The 18,548-nt window shown below is 28.8% G+C and carries 18 protein-coding genes; 11 read left to right on the forward strand and 7 right to left on the reverse strand.

Annotation, left to right across the window (positions count from 1 at the left end; all coding sequences use genetic code 11):
• Positions 1 to 7: 7 nt before the first annotated feature.
• The 8 genes from QZZ11_RS04165 (at position 8) to guaB (ending at position 8,716) form a co-directional block, all read left to right on the forward strand.
• Positions 8 to 1,606, forward strand: coding sequence for a replication factor C large subunit (locus QZZ11_RS04165; protein ID WP_292473864.1), 1,599 nt, complete (start codon positions 8 to 10; stop codon positions 1,604 to 1,606).
• 149 nt (positions 1,607 to 1,755) lie between these two features.
• Positions 1,756 to 2,622 (forward strand): agmatinase, encoded by an 867-nt coding sequence (gene speB / locus QZZ11_RS04170; protein WP_292473866.1) that lies wholly within the window; start codon positions 1,756 to 1,758, stop codon positions 2,620 to 2,622.
• A 10-nt stretch (positions 2,623 to 2,632) separates the two neighbouring features.
• The gene (gene hemB / locus QZZ11_RS04175) at positions 2,633 to 3,601 is read left to right on the forward strand and encodes a porphobilinogen synthase (protein ID WP_292473893.1); all 969 of its coding nucleotides are present in this window, start codon (positions 2,633 to 2,635) and stop codon (positions 3,599 to 3,601) included.
• A 136-nt stretch (positions 3,602 to 3,737) separates the two neighbouring features.
• The gene (locus QZZ11_RS04180; RefSeq protein ID WP_292473868.1) at positions 3,738 to 4,661 is read left to right on the forward strand and encodes a triphosphoribosyl-dephospho-CoA synthase; all 924 of its coding nucleotides are present in this window, start codon (positions 3,738 to 3,740) and stop codon (positions 4,659 to 4,661) included.
• Between the two features lie 15 nt (positions 4,662 to 4,676).
• Positions 4,677 to 6,230: a phenylalanine--tRNA ligase subunit alpha gene (locus QZZ11_RS04185; protein WP_292473870.1), complete on the forward strand. Its 1,554-nt coding sequence runs from the start codon at positions 4,677 to 4,679 to the stop codon at positions 6,228 to 6,230.
• Positions 6,231 to 6,244: 14 nt separating this feature from the next.
• The gene (locus QZZ11_RS04190; protein ID WP_292473871.1) at positions 6,245 to 6,394 is read left to right on the forward strand and encodes a hypothetical protein; all 150 of its coding nucleotides are present in this window, start codon (positions 6,245 to 6,247) and stop codon (positions 6,392 to 6,394) included.
• Between the two features lie 44 nt (positions 6,395 to 6,438).
• Positions 6,439 to 7,143, forward strand: coding sequence for a (5-formylfuran-3-yl)methyl phosphate synthase (locus QZZ11_RS04195; protein WP_292473872.1), 705 nt, complete (start codon positions 6,439 to 6,441; stop codon positions 7,141 to 7,143).
• A 79-nt stretch (positions 7,144 to 7,222) separates the two neighbouring features.
• Positions 7,223 to 8,716, forward strand: coding sequence for an IMP dehydrogenase (guaB, locus tag QZZ11_RS04200; RefSeq protein WP_292473874.1), 1,494 nt, complete (start codon positions 7,223 to 7,225; stop codon positions 8,714 to 8,716).
• Between the two features lie 164 nt (positions 8,717 to 8,880).
• On the opposite strand, the gene QZZ11_RS04205 is transcribed toward guaB, so the two are convergent.
• The 4 genes from QZZ11_RS04205 to QZZ11_RS04220 all read right to left on the reverse strand — a co-directional run bounded on the left by QZZ11_RS04205 (position 8,881) and on the right by QZZ11_RS04220 (position 12,431).
• The gene (locus tag QZZ11_RS04205; protein ID WP_292473875.1) at positions 8,881 to 9,183 is read right to left on the reverse strand and encodes a hypothetical protein; all 303 of its coding nucleotides are present in this window, start codon (positions 9,181 to 9,183) and stop codon (positions 8,881 to 8,883) included.
• 18 nt (positions 9,184 to 9,201) lie between these two features.
• The gene (locus QZZ11_RS04210; protein WP_292473877.1) at positions 9,202 to 10,095 is read right to left on the reverse strand and encodes a hypothetical protein; all 894 of its coding nucleotides are present in this window, start codon (positions 10,093 to 10,095) and stop codon (positions 9,202 to 9,204) included.
• 612 nt (positions 10,096 to 10,707) lie between these two features.
• Complete coding sequence (locus QZZ11_RS04215) at positions 10,708 to 11,877, reverse strand: HD domain-containing protein (protein ID WP_292473878.1); 1,170 nt, start codon at positions 11,875 to 11,877, stop codon at positions 10,708 to 10,710.
• Positions 11,878 to 11,894: 17 nt separating this feature from the next.
• Positions 11,895 to 12,431 carry a nicotinamide-nucleotide adenylyltransferase gene (locus QZZ11_RS04220; protein ID WP_292473879.1) on the reverse strand — a complete coding sequence of 179 codons (537 nt, stop codon included), beginning with the start codon at positions 12,429 to 12,431 and terminating at the stop codon, positions 11,895 to 11,897.
• A 369-nt stretch (positions 12,432 to 12,800) separates the two neighbouring features.
• On the opposite strand from QZZ11_RS04220, the gene QZZ11_RS04225 reads away from it, so the two are divergent.
• Positions 12,801 to 13,859 carry an adenosylcobinamide amidohydrolase gene (locus QZZ11_RS04225; protein ID WP_292473881.1) on the forward strand — a complete coding sequence of 353 codons (1,059 nt, stop codon included), beginning with the start codon at positions 12,801 to 12,803 and terminating at the stop codon, positions 13,857 to 13,859.
• Here QZZ11_RS04225 and QZZ11_RS04230 read toward each other — a convergent pair.
• From QZZ11_RS04230 to QZZ11_RS04240, 3 genes are all read right to left on the reverse strand, one after another.
• Positions 13,848 to 14,243 (reverse strand): universal stress protein, encoded by a 396-nt coding sequence (locus tag QZZ11_RS04230; RefSeq protein WP_292473882.1) that lies wholly within the window; start codon positions 14,241 to 14,243, stop codon positions 13,848 to 13,850. The genes QZZ11_RS04225 and QZZ11_RS04230 overlap by 12 nt on opposite strands.
• Positions 14,244 to 14,251: 8 nt before the next feature.
• Positions 14,252 to 15,934, reverse strand: a complete 1,683-nt coding sequence (locus QZZ11_RS04235) for an ATP-binding cassette domain-containing protein (RefSeq protein WP_292473884.1) — start codon at positions 15,932 to 15,934, stop codon at positions 14,252 to 14,254.
• Between the two features lie 120 nt (positions 15,935 to 16,054).
• A complete protein-coding gene (locus QZZ11_RS04240; RefSeq protein WP_292473885.1) occupies positions 16,055 to 16,603 on the reverse strand; it encodes a manganese efflux pump MntP family protein in 549 nt (182 codons plus the stop codon).
• Positions 16,604 to 16,834: 231 nt separating this feature from the next.
• On the opposite strand from QZZ11_RS04240, the gene QZZ11_RS04245 reads away from it, so the two are divergent.
• Positions 16,835 to 17,845 carry a hypothetical protein gene (locus tag QZZ11_RS04245; protein ID WP_292473886.1) on the forward strand — a complete coding sequence of 337 codons (1,011 nt, stop codon included), beginning with the start codon at positions 16,835 to 16,837 and terminating at the stop codon, positions 17,843 to 17,845.
• 328 nt (positions 17,846 to 18,173) lie between these two features.
• On the forward strand, positions 18,174 to 18,548 hold a 375-nt coding region (locus tag QZZ11_RS04250; RefSeq protein WP_292473888.1), incomplete at its 3' end, for a hypothetical protein.

Here is an 18,548-nt window from a genome sequence, read left to right on the forward strand (position 1 = left end):
CATCAAATTGAAATGGGTAGAAAAATATTCACCTAAAAGTTTAGGTGACGTACTTGGAAATGCTAAAATCAAAGCTGAAATAGAAGTATGGGCTAATAAATGGTCTAAGGGTGAACCTCAGAAACCATTATTATTAATGGGACCTCCAGGTGTTGGTAAAACAACAATTGCTCATTTAATAGGAAAAGAATATTTTTCTGAAACAATTGAAGTAAATGCTAGTGATAAAAGATCTTATGATATTATAAAAAGAACTATAGGTGAAGCCTCTAAAACCAGAAGTCTATTCCATGAAGGTTATAAATTAATAATTATGGATGAGGTTGATGGAATTAATGGACGTGATGATTCTGGGGGAGTACGGGCCATTAATGAAACGATTAAAAATGCTAAACAACCTTTAATAATGATGGCAAATGATCCCTATAGTAAAAGATTAACTTCAATTAAAACTAAATGTCAAGCAATTAAATTTACAAAGGTTCATTCAAACACTATTAATGCACAATTAAAAAGAATTTGTGATAGTGAAGGTATTTCTTATGATCCTGAAGCTTTAAAAATGTTAAGTAAACAGAGTAATGGTGATTTACGTTCTGCAATTACTAGTCTTGAAGCGATAGTGGATAATGATAAAAATATTACGATGGACAGTATATCTGTTGTTTCACAAAAAGATGGTGAACAAAATATCTTTGACACTGTTCGTACAGTTTTAAAAAGTAAGAATCCTGAACATGTTATTGAAGCTATGCGTGTTGATGCTCAACCATCATTATTGATAGAGTTCATTGCTGAAAACATTCCTAAAGAATATGAACGAACAGATGAAATAGCTAAAGCTTATGAAATGATAGCATTGGCTGATTTGAATCTTGGAAGAGCATTCAGAACACAAAACTATGTTTATTGGAAATATGCCTTTTTATTCATGGGAAGGGGTGTTGCAGCCAGTAAGAAACAAACCTATAAAAAGTTTGCTAGATACTCCGGTTCCTCCATCTTTTCTAAAATGTCTAAAAGTAGAAAACGTAAGAATTTAGTTGAACTGGTTACAGAAAAAATGGGTAAGAGATTACATACATCTCCTAAAGAATTGGAAAAACATATTCCTTTTTATGAAATCCTTTTTGAAGATAATGAAAGAGCCTATGATTTCAAAGAATATTTTAAACTTGATGATGAAGAGATAAAATTGTTCCGTTCTCGTAAAATCCCTGCTTCTGTGGAGAAGAAGAGAATTAAAGAACTTCAAAAACAGCAAGAATTAGAAGAAAAAGAAATTCAAAAAGAAAAAGAACAGTTATTAAAAAATCAATCAAATTCTAAGAAATCTACGGATAAAAAACAGAGTAAAAAGTTAATGGAAGAAAACTCAGAAATAAAAGATGTTTCAAATACGATTAATTCCGAATTAACTTCTTCAAAAACTAAAAAGGATAAAAAATCCATCAAAACTAAAAATAAATCAGAAGACTCTGCTAAAATTATCGATAAATCAGAAGAGTCTGTAAAATCTGCTCCTAAAGAATCTGAAAATAAAGGTAATGATAAAAAAGAATCAAAAACTAAAAAATATAAACAAACTACATTATTTGATTTTTAATTTTACCTTTACAACTTTTTTTATTCCCAATTATTTTTATATAAAACTTTAATTTGTGTAAAACCAATATTATATATAGAGTAATATTAGTATATTATTAAAATAATCAACTGTTGAGTGATATTTACATGTTTTTTTACACTGAAAATATGATGAAATTTGCATTTTCTTCCGAAATGCCTGAACAGAATAATTTTGAATCAGGTTATGCAATAATGGGAGTACCTTTTGACAGTACAACCAGTTATAAATCCGGTTCCAGATATGGTCCTAAAGCTGTAAGAGAAGCTTCATATAATTTTGAAACTTATAATTTACATTTTGATAAATCATTAACTGTAGACAGTTATGATATCGGAGATATTTATATAACAAATGGAAATTATGAGAAAACAAATGAGATGATTATAGATACGGTATTATCCGTATTGTCTATGGGTCTTAAGCCAATCGTTATTGGTGGAGAACATACGATAACTAATGGTGTTTTAAAGGCAATATATGATTATGATGAAGATTACTTTCATAATTTAACCATAGTACATCTTGATGCTCATTTTGATATGAGAGATACATATCTTGATGAAAAATATTCTCATGCAACTGTTTTGAGAAGAATTCATGAACTTCAACCAAAGGAAATTATTCAATTAGGAATCAGATCTGCAGAACTTGAAGAATTAGATTATGTAAAGAAACAGGATAATATTACATATTTTACTAATTATGATATTAAAAATAATTTTGAAACTGTATTGGATTATCTAAAAAAAATAGAATCACCAATTTATATAACTGTTGATATTGATGTATTGGATCCGGCTTATGCTCCATCTGTAGGTACACCTTCTCCATGTGGTATAAGTCCTTTTGATTTGGAAGAAATAATTGGAATTTTATCTCAAAAAGAATCTATAGGTTTGGATGTGGTGGAAGTTTCATCAGACACTATAGGTGATTCTACTAGTATTAATGCGGCTCAAGTAATTTATGATTATTTATGTTTAAAAAGTTAAATAAGGTGGTATAATGTTTCCAAATATACGTATGAGAAGAATGAGAACAGATGAAAGAATTAGGGCAATGTTTCGTGAAACAAATGTAGGTATTGAAGATTTAATTTATCCAATCTACATTAAGGAATCAGCAAAGGATGGGGAACCTGAAGAAATATCAACAATGCCCGGTCAATATAGATATTCTATTAACGATGCCATAGAATTTGCAGGTATTCTTGAAGATAGTGGTTTAACTTCAACAATTTTATTTGGAATTCCTGATCATAAGGATGAGGTTGGAAGTAGTGCATATGATTCTGAAGGTATTATTCAGCAAACAATTAGAGGTTTAAAAGAGCAGACAGACCTTGTAGTATTAGGGGACGTTTGTATGTGTGAATACACTGATCATGGGCACTGTGGAATCATCAAGGATAATTATGTTCAAAACGATGAAACTTTACAATATCTGTCTAAAATAGCAGTTAGTTATGCTGATGCAGGTGTTGATGTTATTGCACCTAGTGATATGATGGATGGTAGGGTTAAAGCAATAAGAGAAGGATTGGATGCAAATGATTATGTGAATACACCAATATTTTCTTATGCAGCAAAATATGCTTCAACTTACTATGCTCCATTCAGGGATGCAGCAGATTCAACTCCTAGTTTTGGTGACAGAAAATCATATCAGATGGATCCAGCAAACTTCAATGAAGCAATTAGGGAAGTCAATTTAGATGTTCAGGAAGGGACCGATGCTATAATTGTTAAACCTGCTTTAGCATATTTGGATGTTTTACGTGAAGTAAAACAAACTTTTAAAATGCCTACTATTGCATATCAGGTTAGTGGTGAGTATTCTATGATAACTGCAGGTATTGAGAAAGGTTATATCACATGGGATTTACTTGATGAAACCTTGTTAAGCATCAAAAGAGCTGGTGCTGATATGATAATTAGTTATTTTGTACCTCAATTATTGGGTATAGAATAATTCTTCTACTTTTTTTTCTCTTTTTTTACATAACTTAATAATTAATTAAATACATAAATCTTAATATAATAAATTATTATTCATAATTTTTATACTTACTTATCATTAAGTTCTAGGGAGGATATGGATTCGATTGATGCTAAATTATCGTAATATTGCACAGTTCGGTGAAATTGCTGCATTATTGGAAGTAAGTGGATATCCCAAGCCGGGAAATGTTCACAGAACACAAAATTTTACGGATATGACCTACGAAGATTTTCTAATTAGTGCAAGTGTTCTAAGAGAAAATCTTGAGATTGTTGCATATAATGCTTCAAAGTATTATCCAAACCTATTAAATAAGATTTATTTGGGTGAAGCAATTTTACGTACTGTAAAAATTACAAATAAACTTGTAAACACTAATACAAATTTAGGAATTAGTATGCTTATGATTCCACTTTCTGCCGGTTTTGGAGCTTTACATAATTCAGAAAATATATATAACTTACCTAAAATTGTTGATATCATCATGAAAAATACTCAACCTGATGATGCAGTAGCTTTAACAAAGGCAATTGTATTGGCTAAGGCTGGGGGAATGAATGAAACATCAAAATATGATGTTAATAATAGTAATACATTAAATGAAATTGTAGAAAATCAAATAAACGTATATGATTTACTAAAGATGTCAGCAAAATATGATAAAATTTCATATGAACTGGTAAATGGATTACCTATTATTTCGGAATATGGTTTTCCTACTTTTACTAAGTATGAAGAAGAATATTCTAGAAATGATGTTACTTTGGAAATATTTTTAACTTTACTTTCAAATGTCCCAGATACTTTAATTAGTAGAAAATATGGGGAGGATGTTGCCGTCACGGTTTCCAAAAGGGCTAAACGAATATTGAAAGAAACTGAAATTAATACGGAAGAAAGATTTAAAGAATTAAAAGATTTTGACGAATATTTGATAAATAAAAAGTATAATCCCGGAACAACCGCAGATTTTACAGCAGCATCATTATTTGTAGGTTTAGTTGATAAATATTCTAATATAAAATTATAAAGGGGGAGGTAATTGATGTTAGATAAAATTAAAAATGAGTTACATTTATATGAAAAAAAATTCCTTAAGGAATTATCGGAAGATATTAATGCAACACCTGAAGAAATAGCAGAAAGACAAGATATGCCTTTGAAAGCAGTTACTAGTGCTGCAGGTATGTTGGCCAGTAAAGATATAATTACTGTTGATAAATTTTCAACAGAAAACATTAGTTTATCTGAAGAAGGTGAAGAATATTTGGCGAATGGTTTGCCAGAACACAGAATTCTTAAAGCATTACAGGATTTTTCTTCTGAAGGTAAAGATGTGGTAAGTTTAGATGAAACCATAGAAAGAGCAGGCGTATCTAAACAACAGATGAATTTTTCCATGGGAATATTAATGCGTAATAGATGGGCAAAAATCGACAAAGGTAATTTATCCATTAGTGAAGACGGTAAAAATGTAGATTTAAATGAATTACCTCAAGTAAAATATTTACAATTCATTAAAGATAATAAACAAGTACCTTCTGACAGTATTCCTGAAGAATATGATGAAGTCAAAAAAGAGTTCACAAAAAGGAAAGATTTATTCAACATTACCGTAACCCAGGACTTCAAATACAAAATTAATGAATTAGGTCAAGAAATCATTGATGATGGAATAGAAATTCAGGATGAAGCTACACAATTAACACATGAACAATTAAAAACAGGTTCTTGGAAAAATTTACATTATAGAGGATATGATATCAATGCATCAGCACCAAATTATTTTCCGGGAAAAGTTCATCCATTACAACAAACAATTGAAGAAATTAGAAGTATCTTTATAGATTTGGGTTTTGATGAAGCTAAAGGAAACATTTTGGAATCAGCTTTCTGGAACTTTGATATGTTGTTCCAACCGCAAGACCACGCTGCTAGGGAAATGCAGGATACTTTCTATGTAAGCAATCCTCCAATCGCAGATTTACCGGGTGAAAATCTGGTTGAAAAAACAAAAGCAGAACATGAAACTGGTGGAAATACGGGAAGTAAAGGATGGCAGTATAAATGGGATGTTGAAGTTGCAAAACAGATGGTTTTAAGAACACACACAACAGGATTATCTGTCAGGTATCTATCAGAACATGAACCACCATTAAAAATGTTTTCAGTAGGTAGGGTATTCAGAAGAGAAACATTAGATTACAAACATTTACCTGAATTCCATCAAGTGGAGGGTATTGTTGCCGGAGATGACATGAGCTTTAAAAACCTATTGGGAATTTTGAAAGAATTTTATAAAAAATTAGGATTTAAAGTAAGATTTAGACCAGCATACTTCCCATACACTTACCTTTCAGTAGAATCCGAGATTTATGTTCCTGAAAAGAAAAGTTGGATGGAATTAGGTGGTTCTGGAATGTTCAGACCAGAAGTACTTGAACCGTTAGGTATCAAAACACAAGTTGCTGCTTTTGGTTTAGGTATTGAACGATTAGCTATGATGCGTTGTAATGTTGATGATATTCGTCAGTTATATCAAAGTGATATTGGATGGTTACGTCAATTACCAGTAACTAAAAACATCAAATCATTTTAAAAAGGGTGAATATTATGGTTATCAGTCCATTAGAATTTAATTTAGAAGCAATAACAAATACAATAACTATGCTAGAAAAAGAAAATAAAGATGAAAACAAAGAAAAGATTGAAAGTCTTAAAAAAGAAAGAGACAATTTATTAAAAGAATTAAAAGTATTTTAATTTCTTTTATCTATTTTTAGAAAAATTATTTTGAGCTGATATTGATGGAATTATTAGTTAGTGCAATTAATTTAGAAGAAGCTAAAGAAGCTAGATTAGGTGGAGCTGATATTTTGGATGTTAAAAATCCTAAAGAAGGTTCCTTGGGTGCTAATTTTCCATGGATAATTAAACAGATTAGTGATTATGCAAATGGTGAAATAGTTGTTAGCACTACAATAGGTGATGTACCATACAAACCAGGTACAGTTTCATTAGCTGCTTTGGGGAGTGCTGTTTCTGGTTCGGATTATGTAAAAGTGGGATTATATGGAACTAAGAATTATGACCAAGCATTGGAAGTAATGAATGCTGTTGTAAGAACAATCAGGGAATACGATGAAAATATTGTTGTAGTTGCTTGTGGTTATGCTGATGCATATAAAACTGGTTCTATTCTCCCGAAGGACATTCCACTTGTGGCTAAAAATAGTGATTGTGATGTCGCAATGCTTGATACATATATTAAAGATGGTCATAGATTGACTGATCATATGGATGTTGATGAATTAAAAGATTTTGTACAAACAGCTCATGATTATGGTCTTAAAGTAGCTTTAGCCGGATCAGTCAATAAAAATGATGTTGACATGTTAAAAAGTATTGGTTGTGACATCATGGGAGTTAGAGGTTGTGTATGCAGTGGTGGTGACAGAAATACTGGAACCATAAATCACAAATTAGTACAAGAATTAAAAGATAACATTTAATTAGAATTTATGATAAAAATAATACTAATATAAAAATTTAAATTTTATAGTATTTATTGAATTTTTTAAGGGGCATTATATGAGTAAGTTTACAGATAAATTAACAAAAGCAGAAGATACTTATACATTTGATGATTTTTTAATTAAACCAGGTCTATCCAGTATAGAACCAAAAGATGTCAAATTAAATACAAAAGTATCAACAAATTATGATTTAAATATACCAGTAGTAAGTTCAGCAATGGATACTGTAACTGAATCTGAAATGGCTATTTCTCTTGCAAGACAAGGGGGTCTTGGAGTTATTCATAGGAATTTAACTATTGAACAGGAAGTCAAAGAAGTTAAAAAAGTTAAATTTGCAAATGAATTAACAGTAAAAGAAGTTATCACAATATCTCCTGATGAAACAGTAGCTGATGCTCAAGATATAATGGATATTGAAGGTGTCAGTGGTTTACCTGTAGTTAATGAGGATAATGTGGTAGTTGGTATAATCAGTAGAAGGGATATTAAACCATTACACGGAAAACGAATGAACTGTAAAGTTAAAGAAGCTATGACTCATAATGTACTTACTATAGCTGAAGGTACTGATACTGATACAGCATTAGATATAGCTTATGAGAATAAAGTTGAACGTTTACCAGTAGTTTCAGAAAATAATGAACTGGTGGGTATCGTTACAATGAAAGATATCTTGGAAAGAAAAAAATTCCCAAATGCAGTTAGGGATGATAAAGGAAGATACTTGGTTGCAGCTGCATGTGGTCCTTTCGATATCGATCGAGCTATGGCATTAAGTGATGCCGGTGCAGATATTATAGCTATTGATAGTGCTCATGGTCATAAAACAGATATTATTGAATCCGTAAGGGAAATGAATAAAAACGTAGAATCTGATATTTTATTAGGTAACATTGCAACAGCAAAAGCAGCTGAAGATATTCTTAAAGCTGAAATTAATGGAATCAAAGTTGGAATTGGTCCTGGTTCCATATGTACAACACGTATTGTTGCAGGTGTTGGAGTACCACAATTAAGTGCAGTATCCAGTGTCGCTGATGTTGCAAGTGATTATGATGTTCCTGTTATTGCAGATGGTGGTTTAAGATATTCAGGTGATGTAGCAAAAGCATTGGCAGTAGGAGCAAATGCAGTAATGGTTGGTAGTTTACTTGCAGGAACTACTGAATCTCCAGGTGAAATGACTATTAGAAATGGACGTAAATACAAACAGTATAGAGGAATGGGTTCATTAGGTGCTATGACTGGTGGAGTAGGAGCTGGAAAAGACAGATATTTCCAAGGTTCCGGTAGTAACATGAATTCTACAAAATTAGTTCCTGAAGGTATCGAAGGTGTTGTACCTTATAAAGGTGAAGCAAGTCAAATAGTATACCAATTAATGGGTGGATTAAAATCATCTATGGGATATGTTGGAGCTGCTTCCATTAAGGAAATGCATGAAAAAGCAGAATTAGTTCATATAACTCCAAATGGTATGTCTGAAAGTCATCCTCATGACATAACTATTACTAACGAAAGTCCAAATTATCATCCACGAGAATAATTTGGCATAAGCCCCTCTTTCTTATTTTTATACATCTTTTTCTATTATTTATTGTTTATATATGTTAAAAAATAGTCAATATTCTTGAGACTTAGATAAAAATTATTGAATAAAAAGTTTACTTATTTTCAGGTTATTGTATTTAAAAATTTAAAAAAAAGAAATTAGTTTGAAATTTCATCTGATGGATTAATTTGTAATCTTTCAGTTAATTGTAGTTTGCCCCTACTTAGACAGATATCGTATGCTTCATCTTCTGAGATAAATTCACCACGACTGCAACTTGAAAAAAATTCATCATAATATAATAAGATGAGTTTATTTTTGTATTTTCCATCTTTAACTCGGACTAAACCCAACCGGCCTGATTCATTACAATAAGACGGCTTATTATCAAAAGTTAAATTATCAATAAAAGGAGTTTGTCCAACTTTTTTATTATTTTTATTATAAACAGGTATAAGCATAAATAATCATCTCCTCACCTATGGTTTTAATTCTTTAATATCATCTGGATATTTTCCTAAGATCCTTTCCATTATTGACATTTTTTTGATTTCTGCGAAGATTACATTATACTGTTTATTCTCGTTTTGAATTTCATTGAATTCTTCATGTAATTTATTGAGATTTTCAACAATATGCTTGTAATCACTTCTGGCAGTTCTTGTGTCTTTTTGCTGCTGTTTTAATTCATCAGTTAATGTTTTTAAAGAGTCGTTTAATACCGTGTTATCACTTTTAAGGTTATCATATAATTCTTCAAGATTATCATATTGTTGTTGCAATAATTTTTTTTCTCTTTCAGGAATATCAGATAATCCTTTTAACTTAATGTTCTCTTCAGTAAGTTGTCTGTTTGTGTTTTTTAGTTCTTCGTTAATTTTGATTAATTTTTTGTTTTCTTCTTGTATATCCTGGTATTTATTTTTCGTACTTTGAAGTTGATCTGAAATGTTACTGTTATCTGAATTTTTAATTTTTAACTTGTTATTTTCTTCAGTGATATTTTTAATGTTATTCTCATACTCTTTTAATTTATTTTCCAAATTTTTATTATTATCTTTTAGAAAATCATTTTCATTATTTAACAGATTATTTGAATTATTTAAATCAGCTAGTTTTTTTTCCAAAATATTGTTTTCTTCTTGTATATCTATTACTTTTTTTTCGGAAGTTTCTACTTTTTTTAATAAAATATTGTATTCATTTTGAAGATCATCGTATTCTTTAATATCTACTAATGAATTATTGTTATAAGCAACTAATATTTGTTCTAAGGCTTCACCAATTTTTATTCCATTTTTTTCAGCGTTTTCCTTAAATTTATGCCATTCTTCAATATTTTTTATTCTTGCAGTAGCTTGACCTGAAGTCATAAATACACCTTACTATATTTGTTAACAATTATTTTGTCAATGTTAACTACTTGTTAACAATAATTTTTAATAAAAACATTTTAAAACATCAATATCAGTGAGTCTTTCATCATCCGTATTTTAGTTCAAATGGCTTATTTATTAACTTTTTTTTGTTAACTTTTTGTTAACGTTTTTTCTATTTAATATTTTTATATTACTTATTATATATACTTTGTTAACAAATGTTTTATTTTTTTTCAAGTAAATTAACATTAAATTTTTTTTTGTTAACATTTGTTTACATTTTCTTTTCCTGATGTTAAGTTATGTTAACTATAAAAAAAGACGTGTTAACATTTGTTAACATGGTATTTTTTTTCAAAATTAACTATTTATTTAAAACTTATATTGGGTTGATAAACTAATGTTTTGCAATGTTTTCTTCTTTACTTTTTTTGTTAACATCTTGAAAATAATAATTTTTTAAAAGAAGATTAATTTTATTTTGTTAACATTTTGTTTTAAAAAAAAAAGTTTTTTAAAAAAGAGGTTAACTATTTGAAAACTTATATAATTAATTGTTAACATGATGTTAACATGGAAAAACAAATGTTTTAAATTTCAAATTAGTTAACTTGGTAATGTAAGGAAATCGGTTAGTTTAATATTTTTTTCCAGTGCTATTTTTTTATTCTCTGGGGACATGAATAATGCAAGATCTGCATAATTGTATTGTGCTTGTTTTAAGGAGTCAATAATTGTAGATACTTCTGTCAATGGTTTTAATCCATCATCAGTTTCAACTTTCATATTCATTTTTTTGAAGGATAATTCTTCAGGCATGTCAATTATTACTTCTTCTGGTTGTAAATCTAATTTATTTGCTATTGCTTCTTCAGCTTCTGTTAAATATTTTTTATCCATTTCGACTATTAATGATGGTTTTTCAAATTGTGCAAGATTTATTGTATCTGTTTTTTTGTATAAATGTCGTGTATCTAAATTTTGCATAGTTTTTTCTGGTAATCCTGGTGTATTACGTGTAATATTTATCAAATCACCATCATCTAAATATCTAAGCTGTTTTTCTTCTATTATGTTATCTTCCAGAAGTCTGGATAACGATACTCTAAACATACTGTTTACTATTCTTGTTGTATGATGTTGGTAAACAGTAGGATACATAAAGTATCTGGCTAATAAAGTAGATTCTGCAGCCTGAACACCTTTTGGTGATAAGACTAAATCTTCATTATCATAAGTTAAACTATAAATTAATCTTTCAGTGTCAATAACTCCATAAGCAACACCAGTGTAATAGGAATCTCTTGCTAAATAATCCATTCGATCAACATCCAAATCTCCTGAGATTATTTTTCCATATTTGGTTTTACCATCAATTATACTTTCAATTAATTTAACATCGAATTGTTCTTCAACTATGTCCGTAATGCTAGAATTTGATATAATTTCTTTAGTTACATGTTCATGTTTATGTTTTAATGCTCTTTCAGATACATGAGAAAATGGTGAATGACCTATATCGTGTAATAGACCACAAACTCTTAGTAACTCCACGACTTCTTTGTCTAATTCTAATGTATTTCCAACCTTATTTGCTAAAAAAAGGGTTCCTATAGAATGTTCAAATCTTGTGTGGTTAGCACCAGGATATACTAAGTTGGTAAAACCTAATTGTTTTATCCGTCGTAGTCTTTGCATTTCAACAGTATCTAAAATTTTTAATTCAAAATCTGTTAAATGTAAATCACCATGGATACTATCTCTAATAAAGCCCATTTTTAACATCTCGTTAATTATACTAGTTCACTAATTTCTTTTTTATTTAGTTTTTGAATACGTTCAACACCTTTAATATCTTTGATTACTTTAACAACGGATTGAGGTACTAAATCCTCCCAATTTTCATTATTTAATATTCGTTTTCTAACTTCTGTTCCTGAATATTCTGTTCTATTGAATAGTACAGGTTGGGTAACAGGTATGTTAACTTCTTCAAATAACTGTTGAACTAAACTGTTACCTGAATAAACTTTAGAAAATGGTGGTGTTAACATTTTCACATGACCAACCCATAGTGAATTACATGCAATATCTTCTAGGGGGATAATATAATAACGGGATGTGTCTATATTATATTCCCTTAAAGCTTTTGTTAACATTAAAATTCTTTCTCCACCAGTAAAAGGATTAGAATTTGTATGACTTTTTTCAGCACTACCTATCCCTATAATTAATTCATCAACTTCTTTTAAAGTATCTAAAATTACACTTATGTGACCTTTATGGACTGGTTGCATTCTACCAATTAATAATCCTCTATTACCATTCATAATATTTCACTTTTTTGATAAATTTCTTATAATTGTTTTTTATTTTATATTTTTCTATTATATATACTTTTCAATCATTTTTAGACTTAAATTAGTTAATTACATTATTAATCTTAAAATTTTTGATTTTTATTTAATTTTTTATCATGTTTTAATTCTTATTTTTCATTTTTAACAAAATTTTTATTTTTTTTCAACTTTAAATAATATGAATAAAAAAAGCTTAAAAAACTTTAAATATATTCATAGATATAATATTATATAGTTTTTTTTTATCATAGTCCTTTAGGGTAGTGGCAATCCTACGAGACTCTGGATCTTGTGACAGCGGTTCGACTCCGCTAAGGACTATTTTTTGGTGTATTTTTTATGATAACTGATTATTCTGAGGAAATTATTGACGATTTATTTTTTAATGTTATTAAGAAGGATAACTCTATAATAATTAATTTAAAAAATAAAAACAACGTATTAATATCTTCCTGGTTAAATGGTGGTCTTTGTCATAATATGACTAATGTTGTTAACATGTCTACTGATGAAAAAGATTATGATGATTTAACTGATGGTGATTTTGAGAATTTTCAAAAGAATAAATTCTTAAATTTGGGATTAAATCCTGAAAAGACATCAGGACTATTGACTTCTGCTTGTATGGATAATTATGCAATATCTGTTAAAAAATATGAAAAATTAAAAGTAACATCTATTGTTACTGCAGGTGCTGATAAAAACGCAGTTAAAGCAGGTGATCCGGCATCTTTTTATGAATATAATAATAATTATTTTAATCATTTTGGAACTATAAATATTATTATCCTTATCGATGCTAATTTACATGATGGTGCTTTGATTACTGCTTCAATAACTGCTACAGAAGCAAAAACTAGTGTTCTTCAAGATTTAAAAATTGAAAGTCAATACTCTTCCCATATTGCTACAGGTACAGGTACTGATGGTATTTGTATAATCTCTAATAAAGATAGTCAAAATCATATAGAAAATGCAGGAAAACATTCAAAATTGGGAGAATTAATTGCAACTAGTGTTCAAGAAGCTACCAGAGAAGCTTTATATCTTCAAACATTTATGTCAGTAGATTTTCAGAGTACTGTTTTAAGCAGGTTATCACGGTTCAACATAACTTTTGATGATTTTTATACTCATACCTCAATTGATAAAAAGGAGTATGCAACCAAGTTTTACTATTTTAATAATAATACACAAAATGTTGCATTTGTTAGCAGCATAATAAATTTGATTGATGAAGTTAACATAGGTTTACTTAAATTGGATGATATATTAACTCCTGTTAACATTTTGTTAACATCTTATTTACATCTTGAAATCGAAAACAAAAAAATAGAAAATGTGGAGGATATAATATTTTTATTAATAGATTCTATTAATAAGTATTTATTTGATTAATGTAATAGGCAAATCTATTGTCTTAACAACATTCTGTGCAAAACTTCCAAGTAATGTACTGGTTATTCCAGTTTTTCCATGAGTTCCTAACATAACGGAATCTGCTTCACTTTTTCTAGTTAATTTAACGATATCATATTTTGGACTTCCAAACACAATCATACTTTCGCATTCAACATTATTTTCTAAAGCATAGTCAATAATTACTTTGATATATTCCTGTGCTTGGTTTTCTAAAACATCATATGGTTTTGTTAATTTCTGATCAATGATGTGTGTAACAATTACTTTTCCACCTATTTTTTTAGCAATGTTCACTGCTTCATATCCTGCTTTTTTTGATAGTTCAGAACCATCTGTTGGGACTAATATTCTTTCAAACATAATTTCACCTATTCACTTTCCATTTCAATAAAATCATTTGTAACTTTTTCAGGATCTCCTTCTTCTATAAGTTTACCTTTATTTATTAGAATACTTCTGCTGGATACTTCTTTAACAAATTCCATTGTGTGACTAACAAGAATAATCGTGGTTCCAAATTCTTCATTAATCTTTTTGAGTGAATTCGCTACTTGTCTTAATGTAACAGGGTCTAAATCTCCGAATGGTTCATCAAGAATTAAAATTTCAGGTTTTGAAGCTAATACTGTGGCCATAGCAACTCTTACTTTTTGACCACCGGATAATTCTATAAATTGTCTTGTTAATAATGGTAAAGGCAAGTCAAGTGCTTCGAACACTGGTTTAGCATAATTAATAACTTCTTCCGTGTTAATTTTTGGGAATAAAATATTTAATATTTCCGGACTTAAATTTATTTTTTCTAATTTTAGTATTGCTTCATCTTTAGATAAATCTGTTAATTGATATATAATATCTAAAGCTTCTTTACTAATTCCAAGTTCATCTGCTTTTTCTATGGCATATTTATATATGTCATCTGTTTTTGGGGATATTTTATATTTTAATTGTTCAATTATTGGTGTATGAGGTGTTAATGCAAATTCCTGGTGCATAAAGCCCATGTTTTTTCTTATTTGCATCCTGTTTTCCCCATATTCATCCATTTTAATCCATTTATCTTCAGTAAATATTTCTATACTTCCACTATCAGGTAATTCAAAACCTGCTATCATTTTTAATATTTCTGTCTTACCGGAACCTGTTGGACCAATTATGGATAATATTTCACCTTTTTTAACATCAAAGTTAACATCTTCTATAGTTAATACATGTCCTCCTCTATAAAGGTAGAAATCCCTGGTTAAATTATTCACTTTAATGATTGGTTCTGTTCTATCTAATTTTGCTATTGGATAAATTTCTTCTTCATCTTTTAAAAAGTCTTCAATAACCTGTTCAGGACTATCAATTTCAGTTACTTGACCGTTAAACATTAACATTATCCTATCAGCCATATATTCCTGAATTTCCGGTTGGTGTGATACTATTATTACAGTTGTATTGTATTTTTCATGTATTTTTTTAATAGTATCCAATACTTCTTTTCTTTTTTTGGGGCTGCTCATGGTGGCCGGTTCGTCTAAAAGTAAAATTTCTGGTTTTTTAGCCAATTGTCTTGCAAGAACTAACCTTTGTTTTTCACCACCACTGAGAACAGGAGCAAAATGATCTGCTTTTTCTTTTAAACCTACTGTTTCTAAAATATCCAATGCCTCATCCATATACTCCTCTTTGATATGTGTTATGTCTGCGGTTGTTTCATCTCCGGTTTTTATACCATATAATTTATGAATCACATTTTCAACAGCTGTTTTTGACCATAATCCAAAAGATCTTTGTAAGTGTATGGCAGTTTTTTCTTTTAAATCATTTTTGTAATTATTATAGGTTTTAGGGGTGATAACCATATCTCCGATGGTGATTGTTCCTTCATCAAATGGTTCAACACCTCTTAAAATACGCATTAAAGTGGATTTTCCAGAACCACTTATTCCCATAATACCAAATATTTCATTATCATTAATTTCAAATGAAACATTATCCAATGCTTTAATTCGGTTATTATCATTTAATTTGTAAATTTTTGTTAAATTTTCTACCTTAATCATTTATTCAGCGTCCTTTTTGAAAATATCTCTATTATTATATTGTTAATTATCAATTATTAATTTTGAGTTTATGAAGTATCTTTTAGTGAATTTTGTGCTTAGACGTATTATTTGAATATATCATATGCCTAACAAAATTTTAATTCCAATAAGTATTAATATGATTCCTCCAATAATTTGGAATTTATCTCCGAATATGTTTCCTAATTTTTTTCCTATGTATATGCCTATTATACTAAATATAAATGCAACAATTCCTATAATTGCACTAGGTATCAATGGACTGGTATTTAAGAATGCGAAACTTAAACCAACTGCAAATGCATCAATACTTGTAGCAATAGCCAGTAATGTCACTTCTTTAAAACTAAAATTATCAGTTATTTCTTCTTCATCGTTGCTTAAACTTTCTCTAATCATATTTAATCCTATAATTAACAATAGAACAAAGCCAACTACAGGTGCTATAAATGCTATGAAAGAACGTATGGTGTTACCACAAAAATATCCAATTAGGGGCATCAAAGCTTGAAAACCACCGAAAAAAACGCCATACCATAAAATTTGCATTTTTGTCAAATGTCTTTGAGTAAAACCCTTTGTGATTGAAACACTAAATGCATCCATTGCTAAAGCAACAGCTATAAGAAATACAGATATATAATCCATATTTTTACTCCTTATTATTTTCACATGTTTTATTTAGATATATTATTTATTAATTTTTCTATTAAAATTTTTCAATATCCTATTTCTGTTTCAAATTAAGATGCATATTAGATAAAAATTTTTATAGTTTAATCTTTTTCTTAATTTTCAAAAAATTTTATATATTTTAAACATATATATTATTAAAAAATCATTGTAATTAATTATTAAGGATAGTTTTGTGGTGAGAATATGAAAAAGATTAATTTGATACTAATTCTTTTAATTATTGTTGGTGTAGTTTCTGTATCTGGTTGTATATCTTTTCAACCTAATACGTCCAATGTAACTCTATCCGATTTAAATGATAGTGATGTTGAGGAATTAAAGACAATTGATGATATAAAAAATGTCAATAAACCGGTTACTCCCGTCAAACCCGTTGATGGTTTACTTTCTAAAGAGGAAATCAAAAAAGCATATCAGAATATGTTTAATTTTACAAATGCTACAGTTTCAGTAACGGGGCCATATAAAATGGCTAATGGAACTTATTATTACATTGTTGATGTAGAAGAAAAAATCTCGGAAGATATTTCAATTTTACATTTAGAAGTTGATGCAAAAGTTAAACCAGAATTAATTGATGCACAAGGTTTCGAAGCTAAAGGAGTATTATCTGAATATTTTTATACATTTAAAAAAGATGATGGATCATTACCTGAAGCTAAAATATCTCAAAAAGATATCATTGCCAAAGCAAATGAATTATATAAAAAGAATGGTGAGAATCAGAAAGTTGTAAATGTGGAATTATTCAGTACTAAAGACAATAAAGTGGTGTATATAATTGATTTGGGTAATATAATATATGATGCAAATACTGGGGAATTGATTCATTGTGCTTTTGCCAATGAAGTTACAAATGAACTATCCGAAGAAAAATGTAGGGTTTTGGCTCAGAAAGAATTGGATAAATTAGACATAAATGGAGCTTATTTAACAAATCCTGTAAAAATTAATGAAATGGGTGGATTCATTTATAGTTATAATGTATCCTATGATATTGATGGTTCAACTATGTCTTTGGGACATATTGAAGTGGATCCATTTTCATTGGCAGTTGTAAATGTTGATGTTATCCGACCAACTATCAACCAATCGAGTGTTGATATAAATCAATCTGATGATTTGGAATTACTTGAAGAGTATGAGGATTATGATGATGTTTATGTTGAGGATGATATAGACTACATTATATGATTATGAACTCGGATTATTTGAATAAAGTTATTTTACTTAAACTTTATTCTTATTATTTTTAAAGCTGGTTCTTAAATCATGTTTTTTAATATCTTCATGTACATGTATTTATTTTTATTTGATATTTTCGACTATTTTTAATTCTTTTTTTTAACTTTTTTCGGGGATATTTTTTTAAGTAATTTCTTGATTATAAAAACTTCTTTATTAACTGAAAATTTTACTTCGTTATAGGTAAGTATAGCGAAATAAATTTCACATATCCGAAAAGATTATTATTTTTGTAAAAGATAAAGTTATACACCCTTTAAAAAACGGAGATTTATCAATGGAAATAGATAACATATTAGATGCATTACTATATGATAATGTAAGCGAGATAATACAATACTGTGAATGTACATACAACGGAAAAACAGTTGAATTTAGATTGGTCAACGATGAATTCGGTGTAATTGATGATATTGAATTCCCTGATGGTGATGAATGGTCCTTAGAATACTCTGGAGACAAAGATGAAGATGTGGATATGATTATAGATGCAATTACTAATGCACCATATGAAGTTTTCCATAAAAGTGATGTTGGAGCAAAATTACTATTAAACCATGAAAGTATTAAAGTACATAACGTTCCAAATCATTACAAAATGCCATTTTATATTGATGAAGAAGGTCCAATTGAGTTTACTTTAATTAAAAAC

The sequence above is a fragment of the Methanosphaera sp. genome, assembly GCF_016282985.1.
In the GTDB taxonomy this organism is placed as follows: Archaea; Methanobacteriota; Methanobacteria; order Methanobacteriales; family Methanobacteriaceae; genus Methanosphaera.